Genomic DNA, 17792 nt, shown 5'->3' with positions numbered 1-17792 from the left:
TGCCTAGTGGATTGCCGAGTATTGACGGCCTTGCAGTCAACCGTGCTGTTGCGCCCGAGGCCGATTTCCTGCGCTGCTCGGCGAGCTCGCTTCAGATGCCGAGTAGGTCCGGTCGTTCGGCGAGAGCGCGGAAGCGTTCGGCGGGCGACTCGACGAGCTTGCGCGCACTGAGATCCAGCACGCCACTGATGACCGAAACCTCTGCGGCGACCGTTCCGTCCAGCTTGCGGATCTCCTGGCGGATGCGGAAGGTTTTGCCCTGCTGCCATTCGAATTCGCATGTGACGCTCACCTCGTCGCCGCCGCGCAGCTCGCGGAGGTACTTGATGGTGGTCTCCAGCACGACCGGTCCGACGCCGGTAGCCAGGAGCTTGTCCTGGCCCACACCGGCTGCGCGCAGCAGTTCCCAGCGGGCGTGCTCGGCGTATTGCAGATACACGGCCTGGTTCAGATGGCCTTGGGTATCGAGCTCGTAGCCGCGCACAACGACGGGGACGGAGAATGTCATGTTCGGAAAACCACACGCGCACTGCGGATTGTTCCCCTATGGAGTGATGTCTTCGCCACATTCGAGTGATCGAGAATCGCCGTACCGCTCGCCGTCCGCCATTCGGCGAGTACCGAAATCAACGCCGATTCGCGTTGCGCTCGGCCCACCAGCTCGGCGCGTCGATGAAATAGTTATCGAATTCTTCCTGGGATGCGGCGAGATCTTCGAAGGTCGCCTCGCCTTTGATGAGCCGGTCGAGCAGCCGGAAGTATCCGAAGCGCTCGACGGCGGGCATGAGTGCGATCAGGATCCGTGCCGAGCTGTCCGGGGTAGCGCCGAAGGCGTGTGGCATGAGCTTGGGTACGACGATGGATCCGCCCGCTGCGACGGTGACGATCTCGTCGCCCGCCAGCACCTGTAGCTCGCCGTCCGCGACGTAGAACAGTTCGTCGGATTTGGTGTGGTAGTGCGGGGCTGCGCCGTCGGCGCCCTCGGCCATGTTCACTTCCAGGTGACTCACCGCTCCGCCTGCCTCGCGCGAGTCGATGAGCAGTCGCATGGTGACCTGATCGGTCCCCAGTACTTCGGCGTCCTGCGGGTGGCGGATGGCAGCGGTGCGGGTGGCGGTGGTGTCGTTCACGATGCTCTCCAACTGATTCGGTCCTTAGTAATTCGCTACCGAACTATATCGCAGCGAATAGAATCTTGTCCATGGGCGAAATGAAGCAGGATCCCGTCGATGTGATCGTCGAGCAGTGGAGCAGGGAACGGCCCGACCTCGAGCTCGAAGCGATGGCCGTGATAGGTCGTCTCGGAAGGCTCCTCGTTGTCGCGCAAGGGGCGATCGAGGCGGTCTTCGCCGCGCACGGACTACATCGCGGCGAGTTCGATGTGCTTGCCGCACTCCGCCGTTCGGGGACGCCCTTCGAACTGAACCCGTCGGTGCTCGCCGACACGCTGATGCTGTCGCGCGCCGGAATGACCGGACGGCTCGATCGGCTGGAGTCGGCCGGGCTCGTCCGCCGCATCGCCGACGTCGAGGACCGCCGCGCCGTCCGCGTCGCGCTCACCGACGCGGGCCGCACGCTCATCGATACCGTGGTCACCGCGCATACGGCGAACGAAACCCGGATCCTTTCGGTGCTGTCGGCCAAGGACCGTGGTGAACTCGACCGCATCGCCCGTGTCCTGCTCGGCAGCCTCGAAGCCGAGTAGCAACGGAAATGGGTAGTTCGCTACTCGCGTCGGCTTACAATCGCTGGGAGGCGGAACGGAGAGCGCGATGATCGATGTCATCACCCTTCGCGGCACGGGCGAGCCGCGCAACACCGACGGAACGCCTTCGGGCATGCTGCGTGATGTCACCAAGCTACTCGACACCGATCGCTTCACCTGCTTCGAACCGGACTGGCCCGCCTCGATCGGCCCGACCCCGGACCTGTGGGGTCCATCGCTGAACACCTCGATACGGCGCGGCGTGAAAGCCGGGGTGAAAGCAATCCGGGACTCGCCGAATGTCTGTGGGCTGCTGAGCTATTCGCTCGGCAGCATCTGTGCGAGCGAGATCCTCGATGGAGTCCGATCCGGTAAATACACCAACGCCGACGGCTCGCCCCTGGAGATCGCCTTCGCGGTGAACATCGCGAACCCATTGCGCAAGCGCGGCCAGTCGGTCGACAACCTCTGTCCCGCAACAACATACGGCCTGCACGGAGAACATGGCGCCTGGCCGTCGCTGGACGTCCGTGAATACGCGAACCCCGGCGACATCATCACCTCGTCACCCGAGGACTCCCCACTGCGAGTTATCGACGTCGGCATTTCACCGTTCTCCTTCATCGAGGGAGCCCGCATCGGCAACGTCACACCGCTGATCTTCGCCGAACTGCTGACTTTCCTGATGAACGATCCCATCGCCAACCTCAACCGTTATGCCACGGCGGTCAACGGAGTCATCGGTTACCTCACCCCTTGGCCCGACGGTCAGCATGTGCTCTACTCCGGCCACAACATGCCCGGCACCAACGTCCTTTGGACAACCCACGCCGCCAACTACCTCAACGCCACCTACTGACGCGGCGGCTTGCCATCGACAATGTGATCGGTTTCGATCGAACTGTGACCGCCACGAACGATGCGCGACGAGCATCGGCATGAAGTCGGCCGCGGCGCAGATCCTCGACATCCTCGATCAAGTGTTGGCGATCGTGCACAAACTGCCGCAGGACTTGACCTGGCAATCTTTGTACACGGACGAACAAGAGCTCGTCGATGATCTGACCGATCATGCCGGGCGCATCCGAGGGCAAGACTTCAGCCGACTGCCCGATCTGCACTTCCTGTTCGTGACGACCGGGCCGCTGTGTGAGATCGCGGTCAGCAGCGGATGGGTGGATGCCTATGCGGTGCTGGGGAACCGATTCGACGAGTTGCACGCACAGCTGCGGCGGCCTTGACGCCGGCCGGGACCGGCCGCCGGCTTCTCGGGCCTGCCATCGACTCGGCTGGGTTGTGCGGGTGTCTATTCCCTGCGACGGACCGAGGCTTCGACGAGATCCAGTACCGCTGAGAGGTTTTCGTTGGTATGGCCGGAAGCGATGCGGGCGATGAGGCCGTCGAGTACCAGGTCGAGGTAGCCGAGAAGGACGTCGGTGGGGACGTCGTCGCGCAGTCTGCCCTCGGCCTTTCGGCGCTCCAGGCGGGCGAGGGTAGCGGCGGTGAGTTCCTCGGAGCGCTGCTCCCAGTTCGCTCGGAATTCGGGGTCGGTGCGCAGCCGCCGCGCGATCTCCAACCGCGTTCCGAGCCAATTGAATTGCTTCGGGTCGGCGAGCATATCCCGCATCACCTGCACCAGACCTTGGTGCGCGGCGACGTCGGCCATCCGGACGGCGTCCTCCTGCGCGAGCGCCAGGAACAGGGCGTCCTTGTCGCGGAAGTGATGGAAGATCGCGCCGCGCGAGAGCGCGGTGGCCTCTTCGAGGCGTCGCACCGTGGCACCGTCGTAACCGTATTCGGCGAAGCAGCTTCGTGCGCCGTCGAGGATCTGGTTGCGCCGGGCGGCGAGGTGATCGTCACTGACCTTGGGCACACAGTCTCCGTTTCGTGGCTAGAGTCTCCAGGCTCCACGCCGATGCAGCCAACGAACTGTGCGTGAAAGTTCGAGCCTAGCCTTTCACAAGCAGGGCAAGAACTTTCACGCACAGTCACCGTGATTGTCGGGAGTTATCCCTTGATCATGTTGCGCAGCACGTACTGCAGGATCCCGCCGTTGCGGTAGTAGTCGGCTTCACCGGGGGTGTCGATCCGGACCACGCCGTCGAAGGTGATCTTGTCACCGTTCTGCTTGGTGGCGGTGACCTTCAGCGTCTTCGGGGTCGCACCCTCGTTCAGCTGGGTGATGCCCGCGATGTCGAAGGTCTCGGTGCCGTCCAGCTTCAGCGACGCGGCCGACTCGCCCGCGGGGAACTGCAGCGGGATGACGCCCATGCCGATGAGGTTGGAGCGATGGATGCGCTCGAAGGACTCGGTGATGACGGCCTTCACACCCAGCAGGCTGGTGCCCTTGGCGGCCCAGTCACGCGAAGAACCCGAGCCGTACTCCTTGCCACCGAGCACCACCAGCGGGATGCCCGCGGCCTGGTAGTTCTGCGAGGCGTCGTAGATGAACGCCTGCGGGCCGCCGTCCTGGGTGAAGTCGCGGGTGTAACCACCCGAGACGTCGTCGAGCAGCTGGTTGCGCAGCCGGATGTTCGCGAAGGTACCGCGGATCATCACCTCGTGGTTACCGCGACGCGAGCCGTAGGAGTTGTAGTCCTTGCGCTCGACGTCGTGGCCCTCCAGGTACTGCGCGGCCGGAGTGCCCGGCTTGATGTTGCCCGCAGGGGAGATGTGGTCGGTGGTGACCGAATCGCCGAGCAGGGCGAGCACGCGCGCACCCGTGATGTCGGTGACAGGCGCGGGCGTCTGCGGCATGCCGTCGAAGTACGGCGGCTTGCGCACGTAGGTGGACTGGGGATCCCAATCGAAGATCTTGCCTTCGGGGGTGGAAAGCCCGCGCCAACGCTCGTCGCCCTTGAACACATCGGCGTAGGACTTGATGAACATGTCCTGGCTGATCGCGGTGCCGATGGTCTCCTCGATCTCCTTCGAGGAAGGCCAGATGTCCTTCAGGAAGACATCGTTGCCGTCGGTGTCCTGACCGAGCGCGTCGGTCTCGAAGTCGAAGTCCATGGTGCCCGCGAGCGCGTAGGCGATGACCAGCGGCGGCGAGGCCAGGTAGTTCATCTTCACGTCGGGGGAGATGCGGCCTTCGAAGTTGCGGTTGCCGGAAAGCACCGCTGTAACCGAGAGATCGTTGTCGTTGATCGCCTTCGACACCGCGTCCGGCAGCGGGCCGGTATTGCCGATGCAGGTGGCGCAGCCGTAGCCGACCAGGAAGAAGCCGAGCTTCTCCAGATAGGGCCACAGGCCTGCCTTGTTGTAGTAGTCGTTGACGACCTGCGAACCCGGCGCCATGGAGGTCTTCACCCACGGCTTGGAGGTCAGGCCCTTGTCGACGGCGTTGCGTGCGAGCAGCGCGGCGCCGAGCATGACCGACGGATTGGAGGTGTTGGTGCATGAGGTGATCGAGGCGACCACCACGGCACCGTGATCGAGCACGAAGTCCCCGTACTCCTCCGAGGAAACCTTGACCGGCTTGCTCGGACGACCCGTCGCACCGTTGGCCGCGGAAGCCACGAATTCCGAGCCGTCGTCGGCGAAGGACAGCACCGCCGGATCGCTGGCCGGGAAAGACTCCTCGATGGCCTCGTCCAGGTGCGTATGCGGGGTGCTCGCGGCCGGGCCGCTCTCCGCGTCGTCGGTGTAGTTATGGATGTCCTTACGGAACGCGGACTTGGACTCCGACAACAGGATTCGGTCCTGCGGACGCTTCGGACCTGCGATCGAGGGCACCACGTCGCCCAGGTCGAGCTCGAGGTACTCCGAGTAAGCGGGCTCGTGCTCGGCGTCGTGCCACATGCCCTGTTCCTTGGCGTAGGCCTCGACCAGCGCGAGCTGATCATCGCTACGGCCGGTCAGGCGCAGGTAGTCGATGGTGACCGAGTCGATCGGGAAGATCGCTGCGGTGGAACCGAATTCGGGGCTCATGTTGCCCAGGGTGGCGCGGTTCGCCAGCGGTACCTCGGCCACACCCTTGCCGTAGAACTCGACGAACTTACCGACCACGCCGTGCTTGCGCAGCATGTCGGTGACGGTGAGCACCACATCGGTCGCGGTGACGCCCGGCTTGATCTCACCGGTCAACTTGAAGCCGACGACGCGCGGGATCAGCATCGAGACGGGCTGGCCGAGCATGGCCGCCTCGGCCTCGATACCGCCGACGCCCCAACCCAATACACCGAGGCCGTTGACCATCGTGGTGTGCGAGTCGGTGCCGACGCAGGTGTCCGGGTAGGCCTGGCCGTTGCGGACCATGACGGTGCGCGCGAGGTGCTCGATGTTGACCTGGTGCACGATGCCGGTGCCGGGGGGGACGACCTTGAAGTCGTCGAACGCGCCCTGGCCCCAGCGCAGGAACTGGTAGCGCTCGCGGTTACGGGAGTACTCGATATCGACGTTGCGCTCGAGTGCGTCGGCACGGCCGAAGACGTCGATGATCACGGAGTGGTCGATGACCATCTCGGCGGGCGCGAGCGGGTTGACCTTGTTCGGGTCGCCGCCGAGGGTCGCGACGGCCTCACGCATGGTGGCGAGATCGACGATGCACGGGACTCCGGTGAAGTCCTGCATGATCACGCGGGCCGGGGTGAACTGGATCTCGATGCTCGGATCGGCCGACGGATCCCACTGCGCGATGGCGCGAATGTGATCGGCGGTGATGTTCGCGCCGTCCTCGGTACGGAGCAGATTCTCCGCGAGGACCTTGAGTGCGTAGGGGAGTTTCTCGGTGCCGGGCACGGCGGAGAGGCGGAAGATCTCGTAGGAGTTGCTTCCGACCTCGAGGGTGCCCTTGGCGCCGAAAGTATCGTTACTTGTCGTCACGTCAGCTCCACTCGTCTGTGAGGGTAGCCACCGGCGGGGCTGTGCCAGCGGCTGGATTCAGCGACCTGCGAGCAGTCGCATGTTTACGTTTTCGGAGGTTTCCAGCGCTGTAAGGTGCTGGCTCCTCGCACCTTCGAGCCTAACAGTACGCTTGTCCTGTGAAACGCGCGGGGGCCCGTCGGGGTGCCGTGCGGGGGAAGTTCGACACTCTGTCGCGTACTGTGCTTTCGAGTTGCAGGCGTGGCCGGTGGTATGTACCGGCTCAGAGCGTTGCTCACCCCGCAGTGTTGGATGCCCGTCGCCTCGCGTGCGGCTCGACAGACCGGATGGAAGATGACCGTCTCGCACACCTCGGTTTTCACGCCCATGGCCGCCGAACTGCCGCCGGGGATCGATGACAAAGCCATGGACACCATCAAGAAGGACGTCGCGGACAACCATGTCGCCACGCCGAAGGGCAAGGATCAGCAGGCGTTGGAGGCGGTCGTCGCCAACGCTCGGTCCCATGGGATCGAGCTCAGCGTCGTGGTGATTCCCGGCAATCCAGGCCACGACTCCAATTTACGTGACCTCGCCACCGCGGTCGGTAAGACCGAACACGGAACCGTTGTGGTGCTCAGTGACGACTGGGTCGGCACCTACAGCGACTCGATCAGCAGGGTGAAGCTGGAGCGGGCGGAGGACGTCTCGAAGAGTCAGCAGGCGCATTCGGCACAGGCGGCCCAGCTTTTCGTGGACCAGCTGGAGCGGCCGGAGACTGTCTCCTGGACCGCGATCACGAGTGTGCTGCTGATCGGTACGGCGATTGTGGTCGGCGGGTTGTATTGGATCAAGTCGCGGCGGGCTTCGGCGGAATCCGTGCCGGCGGGCGTCTCGGGTCGAGACGACGACCGCGCCCCTACGCGCTGACAGGTATCTGCTCGGCGACTTTTCCTAACGTTCGGTTTGTTTTGACCGAGTGAACCCTTTTGCGTATCCGGCTAATTTCGGGCAAAGGGAAAATTACGCGGCTGTGATTCTGTTACTGGAGTTTCTTTGGTGAGGGATGTGTCGTACGGTTCGAATGATCACTGATGGGGAAGAAGTGTTCAGAGAGCTATTTGCCGACTACTGAGCTCGATGGTTCGGCTGATGCTCGTGAGGCGTAGCCGAGGTCGGGTCCTTTGGGAGGTGCGATGCGCAACAACGGCGAAGCCGGTTCTCGGCGCCCGCTGTGGGTCGCTCTGGGGTTGCTGGTGATGGTGGTAGTGATCGTGACGGCGGGACCCGTCACCGCGGTACCACCGGCCCCACCGAACCCGAGCGACGGCCAGATCGCTGACGCCGGAGCCCAAGTCGACACCAGAGTGACCGAGGTCGGTGGACTGATCAATCAGGTCGCAGCGGCGGACCAGCAGCTGCAGCACCTCGACGACGCCGTTGCGAGCAAGCGCGAAGAGGTCAACAAGGCGCTTGTCGACCTGCAGAACGCGCGCGACACCGCCGACACCGCCGCTGCGATGGTCGAGGACACCCAGCGCGAACTCGCCGACGCCGGAACCAAAGTCAGCGAGGCGCGACGCAACTTCGACCAGTTCGCCACCCGGGTATATACCAACCCCGGCTCCGCCTCGATGGTCACCTATCTCGCCTCCGCCACCCCCGACCTCGCTCTCGACCGCGCTCAAGTGTTGAGCATGGTGTCGAAGAATCAGCAGCAGGTGCTCGACGGCCTGCGGCGCGCCCAGATCGAGCAAGCCAACAAGAATTCCAGTGCGCGCCAGGCGAAATCCGAGGCCGATGCCGCGGCCGCGGTCGCCGAGCAGAGAAAAGTCGACGCGGCGAACGCCGTCGCCGCCGCGAAATCCGAGCTGGATCAGCAGACCGTGCTGCGCGACAACATCATGCGTGAACGCACCGCCGCCCAGGGCAGGCTGGACCTCGCGCGCACGAATGTGGCTGGGTTGCAAGGGCAACGGGAAGCATTCCTGGCCTGGGACGACCAGCGCAAGGCAGAAGAAGCCGCGATCCGCGCCGCGGCCGCGGCAGCGGCGGCCCGCGCTGCTCAGGACGCCGCCGCAAGGGCGCGTGCCGCCCAGGCGGGGCAGGGAAAGCGCCCGCACATCCAGATGGAGGATTCACCCGCGCCGAGGTCGAGCACGCCGAGGTCGAGTCCGAGCCTGCCGTCGATCGGCGGCTCCGATGCCGTCGAAACGGTCGTCGACCGGGCCATGTCGCAAATCGGTGTCATCTACGCATGGGGCGGCGGTGACGAGGACGGACCGACCCTCGGTATCCGTGACGGCGGCGTCGCCGACAGCTACGGCGATTACAACAAGGTCGGATTCGACTGCTCGGGGCTGATGATCTATGCCTTCGCCGGAGTCGGTGTTTCGCTGCCGCACTACAGCGGCTACCAGTACAACGCGGGCACCCGGGTGCCGGTCGACGAACGTGCCCGCGGCGACATGCTGTTCTGGGGACCGAATGGTAGCCAGCATGTCGCGATGTATCTGGGCAACGGAAAGATGGTGGAAGCGCCACAATCCGGTGAGGTCGTCCGGGTGTCCCCGGTACGTGAGGGCGGCATCATGCCGTACGCGGTGCGTATCGTCTCCTGAGGGTTGTGGCGTTGCGGCGTAACCAGGCTGGCGAATCCATCGGATTCCCGTACTGTCGGAGCCGGTTGCGGCGATTGCGGCCATTACCTGGAATAGTTGTGGCAGCACGCACAGGACCAAAGCGAAAGCGGGGATGTTGGTGACTTCGACGGACGGTGTGAGCGGGGCAAGCTTGGCGAAAGAGGCGCCTGCTCCCGTACCAAGCACCCTGGAGCGTGATGTCCAGGCCCTGGAAAAGGCGATCTACGAGGTCAAGCGGGTTATCGTTGGCCAGGATCGACTGGTCGAGCGGCTGCTGGTCGGTGTGCTCGCCCGGGGCCACGTCTTGCTCGAAGGTGTGCCGGGCATCGCGAAGACCCTTGCGGTGGAGACCTTTGCCAAGGTTATCGGCGGTTCGTTCTCCCGGGTGCAGTTCACCCCGGACCTGGTGCCGACCGACCTCATCGGTACCAGGATCTACCGGCAGGGTCGCGAGGAGTTCGACACCGAGCTCGGCCCGGTCGTCGCGAACTTCCTGCTCGCCGACGAGATCAACCGCGCGCCCGCCAAGGTGCAGTCGGCACTGCTCGAGGTGATGGCCGAACGCCACGTAACCATCGGTGGGAAGACCTACCCGATGCCCGATCCGTTCCTCGTCATGGCGACGCAGAACCCGATCGAGAGCGAGGGCGTGTACCCGCTGCCCGAGGCGCAGCGCGACCGTTTCCTGTTCAAGGTCGTCGTCGACTACCCGTCGGTCGAGGAAGAACGCGAGATCATCTACCGGATGGGTGTCACACCGCCGGAGGCCAAGCAGATTCTCGACCCGACCGATGTGATCAGGTTGCAGAAACTGGCGGCCAATACCTTCGTGCACCATGCGCTGGTCGACTACGTGGTTCGAGTGATCGCGGCGACCCGCACGCCCGCCGAGTTCGGCATGCAGGATGTGGCGAGCTGGATCTCCTACGGTGCCTCGCCGCGTGCCAGCCTCGGCATCATCGCCGCGGCCCGCGCGGTCGCCCTGATCCGTGGGCGCGATTACGTGGTTCCACAGGACGTCGTCGAGGTCATTCCCGATGTGTTGCGTCACCGTCTGGTGCTGTCCTATGACGCGCTCGCCGACGAGGTCACCCCGGACGATGTGATCAAGCGCGTGCTGCAGACCATCGGCCTGCCCCAGGTCGCACCGCAGGCCATGGTGCCCGGTGCGCAGGCACCGTCCGCGCCGGGCCCGCACGGTGCACCGCAGCAGCAGCAAATTCCGCAGCCCCCGGCCCCGCAACAGCAGCCTCCGGTCCCGCAGCAGTCTGTCGGGCAGATTCCACAGCCCGCCGGCAATAACCAGCCCAAGTGACCCGAGCATCCGACCCGGATCCACGAGTGACGACGTCATCACACGCACCGCCTTCGTTCCGCGCAGGAGAGCTGACCGACCCGAAGTTGACGGCAGCGCTGAAGTCGCTCGAGCTCACCGTGCGTCGCAGGCTCGACGGTGTGCTGCACGGCGACTACCAAGGTCTGATTCCCGGCCCCGGCTCGGAGCCGGGCGAGGCGCGCACCTACCAACCGGGTGACGATGTGCGGCAGATGGACTGGTCGGTCACCGCCCGCACCACCCACCCACACGTGCGGATGTCGATCGCCGATCGGGAACTGGAAACATGGATGGTCGTCGACCTGTCGGCCAGTCTGGATTTCGGTACCGCCTACTGCCAGAAGCGCGATCTCGCGATCGCCGCCGCCGCCGCGATCACCCATCTCACCAGCGGTGGCGGCAATCGGATCGGTGCTGTCGTCGCCACCGGAGAGCAACTGATCCGCATTCCAGCGCGTAGCGGTCGTGTGCACGCCCAGTCGCTGCTGCGTGACATCGCGACCACCCCGCACGCCCCCGACGGCGTCCGCGGTGATCTGCGTACCGCGATCGAATCCCTGCGCCGACCGCAGCGCAAACGCGGCCTCGCGGTTGTCATCAGCGATTTCCTCGGCGACATCGACTGGCAGCGGTCGCTGCGCGCGATCTCCGCGCGCCACGACCTGCTCGCGGTCGAGGTCCTCGATCCGCGTGACCTTTCACTGCCCGACATGGGAGATGTGGTGCTGCACGACCCGGAGACCGGGCGCACCCGAGAATTCAGCGTGACACCCACTCTGCGTGCCGATTTCGCGAGCGCCGCACAGCGCCATCGTGAGCAGGTCGAGCAGGCGTTGCGCAGTTGCGGCGCGCCGGTCATGTCATTGCAAACCGATCGGGACTGGATCGCCGACGTGGTCCGTTTCGTGTCCACGCGCCGCCATGCGTTCGGCGCGCCGACCGGAAAGGTGGCGCGCCAGTGAGCATTTCGCATTTCACCGCGCTCATCTGGCTGGGCTTTCTCGCCATCATCGGACTGATCGCGCTCGGCTACATCCTTGTTCAGCGCAGCAGGCACAAGCACATGCTGCGCTTCTCCAACATGGAGATGTTGGAGAAGGTCGCCCCAGCGCGGCCGAGCCCGATGCGGCACGTGCCGATCGCGCTGATGCTGGTCGGGTTGGTTTTCCTCACCATCGCCGCCGCAGGGCCGACGGCGGTCAAGAAGGTGCCGCGCAATCGCGCGACAGTCGTGCTGGTGATGGATGTTTCGCTGTCCATGGAGGCCACCGACGTCGAGCCGACCCGGCTACAGGTCGCACAGAAGGCCGGTAAGGAATTCGTCGACGGGCTCACCCCCGGCATCAACCTCGGTTTCGTCACCTTCGCGGGCACCGCCTCGGTGATGCAACCGCCGACGACAAACCGCGAAGCGGTCAAGGCCTCTATCGATAACATCAAGCTGGCCGAGCGTACCGCCACCGGCGAGGGCATTCTTACGGCGTTGCAGTCGATCGAGACCCTGGCGCAGGTGCTCGGCGGCGCGAGCACGCCACCGCCGGCTCGCATCGTGCTGATGTCGGACGGCAAGCAGACCGTGCCCGACGACAAGGACGTCGACAATCCGCGCCATGGTTTCACCGCGGCCCGCCTCGCGAAGAACAAAGGCGTTCCGGTGTCGACGATTTCATTCGGCACCCAGTGGGGCACCGTGGAGATCCCGGACCCGGACGGCAACGGTGCGCAGCGGGTCAAGGTCCCCGTCGACGACGACTCGCTGCGCGAAATCGCCAGACTCTCCGGCGGCGATTTCTATACTGCGTCGAGCCTGACCGAGCTGACCGCCGTATATGACACCCTCGAAGAACAGATCGGCTACGAGATGACCCGCGGCGACGCGAGTAGGCCGTGGTTGTTACTCGGGATGCTCCTCGTCGCCGCCGGTGTGGTGACCGGATTGCTCTATCGTCAACGCCTGCCCTGAGCAGTGGCCTCGCCTGTGGACGCCGCGACTGTGGCATCACACCAAATGTGTGGTGCCCGGGCGCGGCGCACGAACTCGAACAGATAGGTTGGTCTTCATGTCGAACATCACATCCCGATCGGTACTGGTGACCGGCGGCAATCGCGGCATCGGTCTCGCGGTCGCCCAGCGTCTGCTCGCCGACGGCCACAAGGTCGCCGTCACGCATCGCGGGTCGGGGGTGCCGGACGGGCTGTTCGGTGTGAAATGCGATGTGACGGACAGCGAATCGGTCGACGCCGCCTTCACCGAGGTGGAGCAGCATCAGGGCGCGGTCGAGGTGCTGGTCGCCAACGCGGGCATTACCGACGACACCCTGCTGATGCGGATGACCGAGGAGCAGTTCACCCGGGTTATCGACGCCAACCTGACCGGTGCCTTCCGGTGTGCCAAGCGGGCCAACCGGGCCATGCTGCGGGCACGTTGGGGCCGGATGATTTTCCTCGGCTCCGTGGTCGGCCTCGGCGGTGGGCCCGGCCAGATCAACTACGCCTCCTCCAAGGCGGGCGTGATCGGTCTCGCGCGTTCGATCACCCGTGAGCTCGGCTCGCGGTCGATTACCGCGAATGTCGTCGCACCGGGCTTCATCGAGACCGATATGACTGCGGAACTGCCCGACGATCTTCGCGACACCGCGAAGAAGTTCATTCCGCTGCAGCGTCTGGGCAAGCCCGAGGATGTCGCGGCCGTGATCAGCTTCCTGGCTTCGGAGGATTCGCGCTACGTTTCCGGCGCTGTCATCCCGGTCGACGGCGGCATGGGTATGGGCCACTGAGTCGACGGAAATCCGGGTGGTGCCGACACCGTCGGTGACCGCAAGCAACCTACACACGACTTTCAGGAGAACCGAGAACTCATGGGCGGACTGCTCGAAGGTAAGACCATCCTGGTCACCGGCATCATCACCGACGCGTCCATCGCCTGGCACGTCGCCAAGGTGGCGCAGGAGGCGGGCGCGAAGGTAATCATCACCGGATTCGACCGGCTGCGGCTGATCGACCGGATCGCGCAACGGCTGCCGCTGCCCGTGCCACCGGCCATCGAGCTGGACGTGCAGAACAAGGAGCACCTGGCGACGTTGGCCGACCGGGTGCGTGCGATCGCTCCCGAGGGCATCGACGGCGTTGTGCACTCCATCGGCTTCGCGCCGATGTCGTGCCTCGGTATCGGTGGCGAGTTCCTCGACGCACCGTGGTCCGATGTTGCTGTGGCGCTCGAGGTTTCGGCCTACTCGTACGCCGGCCTCGCCAAGGCGCTGCTGCCGGTGCTCAACGACGGCGCCTCCATCGTCGGCATGGACTTCGATCCGCGCCAGGCGGTGCCGTTCTACAACTGGATGGGTGTCGCCAAGGCGACCCTGGAGTCGGTGAACCGTTACGTCGCCCGCGAGGTCGGCCATCGCGGCATCCGCTCCAACTTGGTCGCGGCCGGCCCGGTCAAGACCCTCGCCGCCAAGGCCATCGCCGGTGCCGCGACCGGTGAGGCCAAGAAGCTCGAGGCGCTCAACACCGTGTGGGACGAGAACGCCCCGCTCGGCTGGGACGTCAACGACCCGACCCCGGTCGCGAAGTCGGTCTGCGCGCTGCTCTCGGACTGGCTGCCCGGCACCACCGCTTCGATCGTCTACGTCGACGGCGGCGCCAGCCACAACTGGTCCATCCCGGCCAGCATGCTCGGCGAAGACGCGCCCGCGAGCGAAGCCGAGCCCGCGAACGCGTGAATCTCGCGCACATCCGGGCGTGCGAAGCACTGGTCATCCGGGCGCGGGGTATCCCCGTCGCCCGGATGCTTGCGGTTCGCCTCGGCCCCGGGATGTTCGCGCGGGCGGAGGTAACCGCCGCCGGTGTTCCGGCAGGCGCTGGCATGAGGATGGTTCGAGCATGAGCTTTGATGCGCTGCTGCTGCTTTCCTTCGGTGGACCCGAACGCCCCGAAGATGTGATGCCGTTCCTGGAGAACGTCACCAGGGGCAGGGGAGTGCCGCGCGAGCGTCTCGAAGAGGTGGCCGAACACTATCTGCACTTCGGCGGCGTCTCGCCGATCAATGTGCTCAACCTCGACATCATCGCCGCGGTGGCGGCCGAATTGGCCACTGCCGGAATAGATCTGCCGGTGTACTTCGGCAACCGGAACTGGCATCCGATGGTCGAGGATACTGTCGCGCGGATGGCGGCCGACGGTGTGCGCTCCGCGCTGGTCTTCCCGACCTCGGCGTGGGGCGGCTACTCCGGTTGCCTGCAATACCACGAGGACATCACCAGGGCGCGTGCCGCTTTCGGCGCGGGTGCGCCGGAATTGGTGAAGCTGCGCCAGTATTTCGACCATCCGCTGCTGATCGAGTCGTTCGCCGACGCGATTCGTGCCGCGGTGGCGGAGCTTCCCGCCGGTCGCCGTGACCGGGCGCGCCTGGTGTTCACCGCACACTCGATTCCGGTCTCGGCCGATGTCACCGCAGGTCCGCCCGCCGACGGTGGCAGGCTCTACAGTCGCCAGGTCGCCGAGGCCGCCCGCCTGTGCGCGGAAGCGACCGGATTTACCGAATACGACCTGGTATGGCAGTCGCGCTCGGGGCCGCCGCAGGTCCCGTGGCTCGATCCCGACATCGTCGATCACCTCGAAGTCTTGTCCGATAAGGGTGTCGACGCGGTGGTGGTGTGCCCGGTCGGATTCGTTTCCGATCATCTCGAAGTTATCTGGGACCTGGATAACGAGGCGAAAGACAAAGCCGCCGAACTGGATATGGCGTTCGCCAGAGCGGCAACACCGGGTGCCGATCCGCGATTCGCTCGGCTGGTCGTCGAATTGATCAGGGAACAGGTGGCTGAGGCGGCCGCGCGCCGACTCGGTGCGGTTCCGGGCTATGGCTGCACGCGGAACGGAGATCCGTGCGCGGTCGGCTGCTGCGCTCCCGCCCGCCGGAGTGTTCCCGCAGGTCGCTGAATCAGGCCTGCCCATCGGCGGGAGCATCAACGCGGTTGCGATAACATCCCTTTCGGCTTCGGTAGGGGCCGAATCCACTCGAAGGGGAAAACAACCCGATGGTCTATGTCGACCTGCTGACCAATGCAGGCTTGCTCGATACTCACGTCTGGTCCGAAAGCGCGACGTGGACATCGGCATTGGACGCCTACGACGCGCGCAGGCGTGGTGGCAGCAGTGGCAGTGGTGGCAGTATCAGTGCCTCCGCCTACATCCTCGGCGCCATCTGCCTGATCGTGATCATTGTCGGGGTCATCATCGTCATCCGGTCGTCGTCCAACAGTAGAAACCGGAATCAGTTGCCGCAGCACCAGCCGCCATACCCGCCGCAGCAGTACCCCCAGCAGCAATATGCGCCGCAGCCCTACCCGCAGCAGCCACCTGACCAGCAGCCTTACGGGCAACAGACGCCGGGCCAACCGTATCCGGAGCAGACGCCCGGACAGCTTTATCCGCAACAGACGCCCGGGCAGCCGTATCCGCAACAAGCGCCCGGCCAGCCGTACTCGCAACAGACGCCCGGGCAGCCGTACCCGCAACAAGCGCCGCCGCAGGGCTACCAGCAGCAGCCCTATCCTCAACAACCCCAGCAATACTCGCCGCAGCATCCGCAGCAGCCGCCCACCTACTGACCTCGGAGGACTGTCGAGGTGTCGGCTCAGGCCAGCCGAGTCACCAATCCAGCTGTGGCAGTCGGGCATAGACGCCGGGGAAGCCGGGACGAGCACTGCCCTTTGCCCAGGACGTCAGCCCGGTGAGGTGGCCATCGACGAGCAATGGTCCACCGCTGTCGTATTCGCCGGTGTCCGCTTCGGTTGAGCCCGCGCAGAACATGTCGTGCGGGTCGAAAGCCGAGCCGTAGACAGTGGCGCAGACGGCGTCGGAGACCAGCGGCACGACGGCGGCACGCAGGGTGGTATTCGAGGAGTCGCCCTCGGCGGTCGCGCCCCAGCCAAGGACGGTCCCGACGTTGCCTCGTGGGGTGTCGATTTCCACGAACGGTCCAGGTTGCGGCCGGTCGAGTGTGAGGATCGCGACGTCGTTGTGGTGCGCGGTTACGCCGTCGAAGTCGGTGTCTTCGAAGTCGGGATTGATGCGAATGTTCTTGACGCGCACGGTGGTTCCGTCATGGGAGCGCAGATCGGTGCGGCCGAAGGTGACGGCGAGCGCCTGCGGCAGCGCTCGGGTGAGCTCGACGCAGTGTGCCGTCGTGACTACTTGATCCGGTCCGATGAGCGCGCCCGCGCAGAACTGTCCTGATGCGCGAGTGAGAAAAAGTGGGCTGCCGATCGCGGCGAGCCACGGGTACGTGGTGGCCGATGTGGTGCTTCCACCCACGATCGCCGAGGCGGGAACCGCTGTCGGGAGACCGATAACGACCAGTGTGGCAACAAGTACGGCGACGGTGCGGCGGTCGAGCAGTCGCCGGTCGAGAAGCATTGCGCACCACCTAGATTCGGATAGTCGGGCTGATCGGCTCATGCAACCGGATAGCAGCCTCGGCGACTCAGGACGAGCCGCGGGCGGCCGCGTGGACGGCGACGAGGCGGGCGGCGCGGATGGCGTCCCACAGGGGGCGCAGCAGATCTTCCTGCGCGCCGATGGCCGTTGCCGAGGTAGGGGAGGACGCCGGTTCTCGTTGCGCCACGGTGAGTATCGCGGCGACGTGGTCGGCGGTGTTCAGAATTCGCCTGGCGCGCAGCGGGATCGATTCCGGGTAGTCGTGTTTCGAGTAGTCGGCGAGCTCGGCTTCGATGAGCTCGCGTGGGTCGGAATCCGCGGCGTTCACCGAGGTGGTGTGCAGTTGCATCAGGGCGTCGGCGGCGTCGCGGACGGCCTCGCGCATGGCGTATTCGGCCTCGCCGAGCGACATGTCCGGGCCTGGCGCGGGCGGGATGGGGGTGCTGTAGACGGTCCACTGGAGTGTGTCATCGGCGACCCGCTGCGGAATGAGGCCGGTGCCGTCGGTACCTGGGACGCCGATGAGCAAGCCCTCAGCGGTGTCAACGGCGTCGGAGGCGAACACGGTGCCGGTCGGCAGGCCGCGTACGTCGCCGGGCACCGGCAGCACCAGCCGAAGCTGTGCGCCGGGTTCGGCCATGGTCTCGCGAATCACCTTGAGCAATGCCATGACTCCGGTGCCGGGCAGGTTGCTCCGCGAGGACCACGGCAGATCGTTGCGGCCGCCGCTCACCGGGTCACCTGCGGCAATGGTGTGCTGCGGCGCCCAGGCGTACAAAGCCTCCAGGATGTCGTCGGGCGCGCTGCTGCCGGCCAGCCATGAGCCGGCCCACACCGTCAGCGTGGCACTAGGAGAGCACAT

18 protein-coding genes are annotated in these 17792 nt (G+C 65.4%); 12 read left to right on the top strand and 6 right to left on the bottom strand.

All coding sequences use genetic code 11. The features are described 5' to 3' along the window. Window positions 1-91: 91 nt before the first annotated feature. Together ACLMAJ_RS20865 and ACLMAJ_RS20860 are read right to left on the bottom strand one after the other, a co-directional pair. Window positions 92-508 (bottom strand): acyl-CoA thioesterase, encoded by a 417-nt coding sequence (locus ACLMAJ_RS20865; protein ID WP_412015448.1) that lies wholly within the window; start codon window positions 506-508, stop codon window positions 92-94. Between the two features lie 118 nt (window positions 509-626). Further along, the gene (locus ACLMAJ_RS20860) at window positions 627-1049 is read right to left on the bottom strand and encodes a cupin domain-containing protein (RefSeq protein WP_412015681.1); all 423 of its coding nucleotides are present in this window, start codon (window positions 1047-1049) and stop codon (window positions 627-629) included. 152 nt (window positions 1050-1201) lie between these two features. On the opposite strand from ACLMAJ_RS20860, the gene ACLMAJ_RS20855 reads away from it, so the two are divergent. The 3 genes from ACLMAJ_RS20855 to ACLMAJ_RS20845 all read left to right on the top strand — a co-directional run bounded on the left by ACLMAJ_RS20855 (window position 1202) and on the right by ACLMAJ_RS20845 (window position 2946). Then, window positions 1202-1705, top strand: a complete 504-nt coding sequence (locus ACLMAJ_RS20855; protein ID WP_412015447.1) for a MarR family winged helix-turn-helix transcriptional regulator — start codon at window positions 1202-1204, stop codon at window positions 1703-1705. Window positions 1706-1772: 67 nt separating this feature from the next. Then, window positions 1773-2564, top strand: a complete 792-nt coding sequence (locus tag ACLMAJ_RS20850) for a hypothetical protein (protein WP_412015446.1) — start codon at window positions 1773-1775, stop codon at window positions 2562-2564. A 79-nt stretch (window positions 2565-2643) separates the two neighbouring features. After that, window positions 2644-2946 carry a hypothetical protein gene (locus ACLMAJ_RS20845; RefSeq protein ID WP_412015445.1) on the top strand — a complete coding sequence of 101 codons (303 nt, stop codon included), beginning with the start codon at window positions 2644-2646 and terminating at the stop codon, window positions 2944-2946. Window positions 2947-3011: 65 nt separating this feature from the next. Here the strand turns inward: ACLMAJ_RS20845 and ACLMAJ_RS20840 are convergent, their stop codons facing one another. Further along, window positions 3012-3578, bottom strand: coding sequence for a TetR/AcrR family transcriptional regulator (locus tag ACLMAJ_RS20840; protein WP_412015444.1), 567 nt, complete (start codon window positions 3576-3578; stop codon window positions 3012-3014). A 134-nt stretch (window positions 3579-3712) separates the two neighbouring features. Further along, window positions 3713-6532, bottom strand: coding sequence for an aconitate hydratase (locus ACLMAJ_RS20835; protein WP_412015443.1), 2820 nt, complete (start codon window positions 6530-6532; stop codon window positions 3713-3715). A 333-nt stretch (window positions 6533-6865) separates the two neighbouring features. Between ACLMAJ_RS20835 and ACLMAJ_RS20830 the strand changes: the two genes are divergently transcribed. From ACLMAJ_RS20830 to ACLMAJ_RS20790, 9 genes are all read left to right on the top strand, one after another. Continuing rightward, entirely contained in the window at window positions 6866-7441 is a 576-nt protein-coding gene (locus ACLMAJ_RS20830) for an Rv1476 family membrane protein (RefSeq protein WP_412015442.1), read from the top strand. A 266-nt stretch (window positions 7442-7707) separates the two neighbouring features. Continuing rightward, window positions 7708-9132 carry an NlpC/P60 family protein gene (locus ACLMAJ_RS20825; protein WP_412015441.1) on the top strand — a complete coding sequence of 475 codons (1425 nt, stop codon included), beginning with the start codon at window positions 7708-7710 and terminating at the stop codon, window positions 9130-9132. Between the two features lie 133 nt (window positions 9133-9265). After that, window positions 9266-10468, top strand: coding sequence for an AAA family ATPase (locus ACLMAJ_RS20820; protein ID WP_412015440.1), 1203 nt, complete (start codon window positions 9266-9268; stop codon window positions 10466-10468). Between the two features lie 26 nt (window positions 10469-10494). After that, on the top strand, window positions 10495-11451 hold the full coding sequence (locus ACLMAJ_RS20815) for a DUF58 domain-containing protein (RefSeq protein ID WP_412015439.1): 957 nt from the start codon (window positions 10495-10497) through the stop codon (window positions 11449-11451). Beyond that, entirely contained in the window at window positions 11448-12452 is a 1005-nt protein-coding gene (locus ACLMAJ_RS20810; protein WP_412015438.1) for a VWA domain-containing protein, read from the top strand. Before ACLMAJ_RS20815 ends, ACLMAJ_RS20810 begins: the two co-directional genes overlap by 4 nt. 97 nt (window positions 12453-12549) lie before the next feature. Then, window positions 12550-13266 (top strand): 3-oxoacyl-ACP reductase FabG1, encoded by a 717-nt coding sequence (fabG1, locus tag ACLMAJ_RS20805; RefSeq protein WP_412015437.1) that lies wholly within the window; start codon window positions 12550-12552, stop codon window positions 13264-13266. Window positions 13267-13347: 81 nt separating this feature from the next. Further along, window positions 13348-14211: an NADH-dependent enoyl-ACP reductase InhA gene (gene inhA / locus ACLMAJ_RS20800; protein ID WP_412015436.1), complete on the top strand. Its 864-nt coding sequence runs from the start codon at window positions 13348-13350 to the stop codon at window positions 14209-14211. A 160-nt stretch (window positions 14212-14371) separates the two neighbouring features. Then, the gene (locus ACLMAJ_RS20795) at window positions 14372-15430 is read left to right on the top strand and encodes a ferrochelatase (RefSeq protein ID WP_412015435.1); all 1059 of its coding nucleotides are present in this window, start codon (window positions 14372-14374) and stop codon (window positions 15428-15430) included. 98 nt (window positions 15431-15528) lie between these two features. After that, complete coding sequence (locus ACLMAJ_RS20790) at window positions 15529-16101, top strand: hypothetical protein (protein ID WP_412015434.1); 573 nt, start codon at window positions 15529-15531, stop codon at window positions 16099-16101. A gap of 40 nt (window positions 16102-16141) precedes the next feature. On the opposite strand, the gene ACLMAJ_RS20785 is transcribed toward ACLMAJ_RS20790, so the two are convergent. Together ACLMAJ_RS20785 and ACLMAJ_RS20780 are read right to left on the bottom strand one after the other, a co-directional pair. Further along, on the bottom strand, window positions 16142-16909 hold the full coding sequence (locus ACLMAJ_RS20785; protein ID WP_412015433.1) for a serine protease: 768 nt from the start codon (window positions 16907-16909) through the stop codon (window positions 16142-16144). Between the two features lie 67 nt (window positions 16910-16976). Then, entirely contained in the window at window positions 16977-17792 is an 816-nt protein-coding gene (locus ACLMAJ_RS20780; protein ID WP_412015432.1) for a hypothetical protein, read from the bottom strand.

The organism is Nocardia arseniciresistens (assembly GCF_046764875.1).
Taxonomy (GTDB): domain Bacteria; phylum Actinomycetota; class Actinomycetes; order Mycobacteriales; family Mycobacteriaceae; genus Nocardia; species Nocardia arseniciresistens.
This window is presented reverse-complemented; position numbering and strand designations above follow the sequence as displayed.

Bases quoted from the DNA above. Each gene is read 5' to 3' on its own strand.
- ACLMAJ_RS20865 (WP_412015448.1), bottom strand. From the start codon at position 508: ATGACATTCTCCGTCCCCGTCGTTGTGCGCGGCTACGAGCTCGATACC.
- ACLMAJ_RS20860 (WP_412015681.1), bottom strand. From the start codon at position 1,049: ATGCGACTGCTCATCGACTCGCGCGAGGCAGGCGGAGCGGTGAGTCAC.
- ACLMAJ_RS20855 (WP_412015447.1), top strand. From the start codon at position 1,202: ATGGGCGAAATGAAGCAGGATCCCGTCGATGTGATCGTCGAGCAGTGG.
- ACLMAJ_RS20850 (WP_412015446.1), top strand. From the start codon at position 1,773: ATGATCGATGTCATCACCCTTCGCGGCACGGGCGAGCCGCGCAACACC.
- ACLMAJ_RS20845 (WP_412015445.1), top strand. From the start codon at position 2,644: ATGAAGTCGGCCGCGGCGCAGATCCTCGACATCCTCGATCAAGTGTTG.
- ACLMAJ_RS20830 (WP_412015442.1), top strand. From the start codon at position 6,866: ATGACCGTCTCGCACACCTCGGTTTTCACGCCCATGGCCGCCGAACTG.
- ACLMAJ_RS20825 (WP_412015441.1), top strand. From the start codon at position 7,708: ATGCGCAACAACGGCGAAGCCGGTTCTCGGCGCCCGCTGTGGGTCGCT.
- ACLMAJ_RS20820 (WP_412015440.1), top strand. From the start codon at position 9,266: ATGTTGGTGACTTCGACGGACGGTGTGAGCGGGGCAAGCTTGGCGAAA.
- fabG1 (WP_412015437.1), top strand. From the start codon at position 12,550: ATGTCGAACATCACATCCCGATCGGTACTGGTGACCGGCGGCAATCGC.
- inhA (WP_412015436.1), top strand. From the start codon at position 13,348: ATGGGCGGACTGCTCGAAGGTAAGACCATCCTGGTCACCGGCATCATC.
- ACLMAJ_RS20795 (WP_412015435.1), top strand. From the start codon at position 14,372: ATGAGCTTTGATGCGCTGCTGCTGCTTTCCTTCGGTGGACCCGAACGC.
- ACLMAJ_RS20790 (WP_412015434.1), top strand. From the start codon at position 15,529: ATGGTCTATGTCGACCTGCTGACCAATGCAGGCTTGCTCGATACTCAC.
- ACLMAJ_RS20785 (WP_412015433.1), bottom strand. From the start codon at position 16,909: ATGCTTCTCGACCGGCGACTGCTCGACCGCCGCACCGTCGCCGTACTT.
- ACLMAJ_RS20780 (WP_412015432.1), bottom strand. From the start codon at position 17,792: ATGTGCTCTCCTAGTGCCACGCTGACGGTGTGGGCCGGCTCATGGCTG.